At 62.8% G+C, this 4,741-nt stretch carries 3 protein-coding genes; 2 read left to right on the top strand and 1 reads right to left on the bottom strand.

The genetic code is table 11. The features are described from left to right. Together PHP59_RS11350 and PHP59_RS11345 are read left to right on the top strand one after the other, a co-directional pair. Positions 1–265 (top strand): hypothetical protein (locus PHP59_RS11350; protein WP_300167061.1); only part of this gene is annotated, 265 nt, incomplete at its 5' end. Beyond that, positions 266–3,190, top strand: coding sequence for an ABC transporter substrate binding protein (locus PHP59_RS11345; protein WP_300167058.1), 2,925 nt, complete (start codon positions 266–268; stop codon positions 3,188–3,190). 347 nt (positions 3,191–3,537) lie between these two features. On the opposite strand, the gene PHP59_RS11340 is transcribed toward PHP59_RS11345, so the two are convergent. Further along, positions 3,538–4,572, bottom strand: coding sequence for an acyltransferase (locus tag PHP59_RS11340; RefSeq protein ID WP_300167056.1), 1,035 nt, complete (start codon positions 4,570–4,572; stop codon positions 3,538–3,540). Positions 4,573–4,741: the final 169 nt, after the last annotated feature.

The raw sequence follows: 4,741 nt of genomic DNA, 5'->3' as shown, positions 1-4,741 counted from the left end.
CGCAATGTTTATTTCATGGTTCCTCAATGTATCTCCGGTGACCGGCACGGAGAGACCCTCCCATACGCTGCCGCGGGTGCTGATCTGCACCCTCCTGATATTTCTGGTCCTGATCACGCCGAGCGCCGGAGGGGATGCCGGCGAGACACGGACTGTGATGCTCCTCCTCTCCTACAACCAGGGATTTACCTGGACTGACGACGTCGTCGCCGGTGTCGTCTCTGTCCTCCCGCCCGATGCCAGGACAGATCTGCGTATCGAGTAGATGGACACGAAGCACGCCGCCGGCGAGGCGTACTATGATGACTTCGCTGCCATCTACCGGGAAAAATATCGGGACAGCCCTCCTGACGTCATCATCGCCTCTGAGGAGGATGCCTACCAGTTCCTCAGGGAGTACAAAGACACCCTCTTCCCGGGGACGCCTGTCGTCGTTACCGGCCTGAACTGGCGGCCCGACCGTCCGGCCCCCGAGAGCCCTGACTTCACCGGCGTGATGGAGGACTACGAGATCCCGCGGACGATCGACCTCGCCCTCTCTCTCCACCCCGAGACGGAGACCCTCGTCATCGTCAACGACAACATCTCGACCGCAGGGAAGGAGAACGCACTTCTTCTCCGGGAGATCATCCCCGCCTACGAGGACCAGGTGAACGTGACCGTCCTCGAAGACCTCCCCTTCACCGACGTTGAGGCGGCCCTACAGATCCTTCCCCCGGAAAGCGTCGTCCTTCTGCTCACCTACAACACCGATGCCACCGGTCGTGGCTACACCTATGACGAGGTCGCGGCGAGGGTGCGGGCGGCGACAGACGTCCCCATCTACGGCGTCTGGGACTTCTATCTCGGGAAAGGGATCGTCGGCGGCTACATGACCCGGGGCTTTATGCAGGGAGCGACGGCCGCGGAGATGGCGTCGACTATCCTTGACGGGAAACCGGTCGAAGATATCCCGCCAGTGGTGGCGCGGCCGGAGTCGGCAATGTTCGACTATAATGAACTCCAGAGGTTCGGCATCCCCGACTCGGCCCTGCCGGCAGGGAGCACGGTGATCAACCGCCCGCCCGGCACGGTCGAGGTGGAGAGAGAGACCGTCTGGACCGCCGCCGCCGCCGGTCTCCTCCTCATCCTTCTCCTCGTCACTCTCACGGCTATGAACCGCCGGTTGAGGACGACGGAGGAGCGGTTGCGAAAGAGTGAAGAGCGCCTTTCCGCAGCTCTTGAGGCGACAAACGACGGCCTGTGGGACTGGCACATCCCAACCGGCACCACCTATTTCAGTCCGGGGTGGTACCGCATGCTCGGGTACGAGCCCGACGCGTTCGTGCCGTCCTTCTCCGCATGGGAGAGGCTTATCCATCCCGAAGAGCGGGAAAAGGCGGTCGCCGCGCTTCTCGCCGCCAGCCGAGGTGAGAATGAGATCTTCAAGGCCGAGTTCAGGCTGAAGACAAAAGACGGCGGGTGGAAATGGATCCTCGGCCGCGGCCGGGTCGTCGAATGGAAGGACGGCACGCCCTTCAGGATGACCGGCCTGAACACCGACGTCACCGCCCGCAGGATGGCCGACGACGAACTCGCCCTCCACAGACGGCACCTTGCCGACCTCGTGGCGGCGCGGACTGCTGACCTGGACCGCGCCGTCGGGCAACTGAAGGCGGAGATCGAGGAACGCAAGACTGTCGAGGCAAACCTTGCCACCGAGAAGGAACGGCTTGCCGTCACCCTGCGCTCGATCGCCGACGGCGTCATCGCCACCGGCACCGACGGCAGGATCGTCCTGATGAACCGCGCCGCGGAGGTCCTCACTGGCTGGCCGCAGGAAGAGGCCGAAGGGAAGGACCTCGCCGCGGTCTTGCGGGTGCTCGATCCGGAGATCAGGCAGGCGATTGCCGGCCCGGTTCATGGCACCGGGGGCGACGCTGTTCTCCTCAGAAAGGACGGGGAGGAAAGACTCATCTCGAGCTCGACCGCCCCGATCCGTGACCCTGAGCAGCGGGTCACCGGCTCCGTGATCGTCGTCCGCGATGTCACTACCGAGAGGCGTGCCGAGGAGGAGCTGGTCCGGGCCCAGAAACTCGAGTCTGTCGGTCTCCTTGCCGGCGGGATCGCTCATGACTTCAACAACTTTCTGATGGCGATCCTGGCGAACATCCAGTTCGCCGAAGACGGCCTCGCCGCGGATGACGAACGGTGCACATACCTCAAAGACGCGGAGGCTGCCCTCTTCAGGGCGCGTGACCTGACGGCGCAACTCCTCACCTTCGCCCGCGGCGGTGCGCCCGTGCGCGAGGCCCGTCACCTCACCGCGATGATCACGGAGACCACGGCCTTCACCCTGCGGGGATCGGCGGTGCGGCCTGTCTTCGAGATAGAAGACGGTCTCTGGCCAGTGGACGTGGATATCGGGCAGATCTCCCAGGTGATCGGGAACCTCGTCCTGAATGCCACGCAGGCGATGCCGGATGGGGGCACGGTTACGATTCGGGCGAAAAACACGGAGATAACCGCCGCCCGCCCCTCTCTCGGCCCCGGCAGATATGTCAGGATCGAGGTGGCCGACACCGGGGAGGGGATCGACCCTGCACACCTGGGAAAGATCTTCGACCCCTATTTCACGACGAAGGTACATGGTCGGGGCCTCGGCCTCCCGAGTTCTCTCTCTATCGTCCGCAGGCACGAGGGCACCATCGACGTCTCTTCGACGCCCGGCGAGGGGACGACATTCACGGTCTACCTCCCGGCGAGCGAGAGTGCGCCGCGCGAGGAGAGAAAGGAGACGCCCCGGGCGCGTGAAAACGGCGGGCCCCGGAGGAGGGTGCTGATCATGGATGACGAGGAGGGGATCAGGGAGGTGATGGCCTTGATGCTCGGGAAAAAGGGCTTTGCCGTCGAGACCGCGGCCGACGGCGCCGCGGCGGTCGAGCGCTACGAAGAGGCGCGGACACGGGGGGAACCCTTCGACGCCGTCGTTCTGGACCTGACCGTTCCCGGCGGCATGGGAGGGAAGGAGACAGTCGAGCGCCTGCTCGCTATCGATCCTGCCGTAAAGGCGATCGCGTCGAGCGGGTACTCGGACGACCCGGTGATGGCGTCGTACTCAGAATACGGTTTTGCCGCGGCACTCCCGAAACCCTTCAGGGTGGACGACCTCGTCGCCGCTCTGGATAGCCTCTTCAGCAACCGCGAGTGAGAGGTCCGGCATGCTCTCGTTTTCGGTGGCGTAGAGTTCCTGTTCTGGTGCGGGACACCAACCCCCCGCCTTCCCCGGACTGCCCGCCGGGGGACTACTCAAAAATCTTCGATTTTCTCATGCTCGCATCGTTCGCATCTCGAAGGTCTTCGATCCCATGCAGATCGGAGATCTGCCGGAACAGGAAAATCTTCGATTTTCCGTGCACGTAAAACCAGAGATTTTACTTCTCAGAGAATCTTTGATTCTCTGTGTTCTCAAGTTCGCCCCGTTGCCACCGGACCCCCGGTACAGGCACACAGACAGGATTTTTCCAGAACCGAATGAGCGTCAGATCCTCGACGCTTTCAGGGGTTCTGCCCGGTCGTGAGGGGGGAGGCCTCCTCCCCGAATCCCATCTGTTTTAAGGCCAGCGCCTTCTTCTCGACGAGGTGCCAGGAGGCATAGGCCAGGGGAAAGGTCAGCAGGACCGAGAGGCCCGAAAAAAGCCAGAGAGGCATTGACGTCCCGAGATAGAGGACGATCATCTGCTGGATCGGATAGGCATAGATATAGACGCCATAACTGAAGTCGCCGCGATTCCCGAACCTGTTCAGGGCCGGAACACCCAGATGGGCGACGGCGAGGACGATGTACGGCACGGCGACGAGGGCGAGAAAGAGGGCAAAGGGGGTCGGCGATGCAGCGACAAGGGCGACGGCAAGCACGCCGGCGGTCGCGGGGTCGTAACGGCGGCCCCTGTGGTGGACAGCGAGGTAAGCACCGATGAGGAAGTAGAGGGTGAACCGCACCTTCGCAAGGCCCGGGTCCCAGTACACCGCCATCCAGATGGCGAAGTCGGCGGCTATCAGGGCAAGAAGGACATCTTTTCGCCGCAGGAGGCCGGCGACACCGAGGAGTGCGACGAGGATGTACATCACGAACTCCACCGGGATCGTCCAGAGGGATGCGTTTACGAAGGTGACAGGGTTCGACTGGAAGAGCCCGAGGGCCGATCCGTTCCAGACCGAACCGAAAGACGCGAGGGTGAAGGGTGAGAGGAGCGTCATGAAATAGTCCACGAGGGGAAGGGTCGTGGCGAGCGGACCGACGAGAAGAAACGTGAAGATCAGGGCCGGTACCAGTGCGGGAAAGACCCGGAGTGACCTTTTCCAGAAGAACCGCTTCACGTCGGGTTGTGTCATCCAGCTCTGCGGGATGAGATACCCGCTGATCACGAAGAGACCGGCAAGCGCCGCCTGCCCCACCAGCACCGCCGGGGAGTTGCCCGGTATCGCCCCATATCCAATCTGGAGGGCATAGGCGTGGGAGATGATGATGACCAGGGCCGCGGAGAGACGGAGAAAGTCAAAGTTGTTTGCATGGCGGCGGGAGGTCTCCACACCACTGAGATAGGCAGGCGCGTATATAGACCTGCGTATAGAGCGACCGGCGTCGGCGCGAATGCGACAGGGAGCATCCCCGGCCCCTGATCCCCGGCCGGGAAGAAGGGAACATTTATGTGCTTCTGCTCTTACTGAAGCTTTACATGATCAAGGTCGCAATCAACGG

The organism is Methanofollis sp. (genome assembly GCF_028702905.1).
In the GTDB taxonomy this organism is placed as follows: Archaea; Halobacteriota; Methanomicrobia; order Methanomicrobiales; family Methanofollaceae; genus Methanofollis.
The sequence above is the reverse complement of the archived record's forward strand: the minus strand, read 5'-3'. Positions and strand labels throughout refer to the sequence as shown.

Bases quoted from the DNA above. Each gene is read 5' to 3' on its own strand.
- PHP59_RS11345 (WP_300167058.1), top strand. From the start codon at position 266: ATGGACACGAAGCACGCCGCCGGCGAGGCGTACTATGATGACTTCGCT.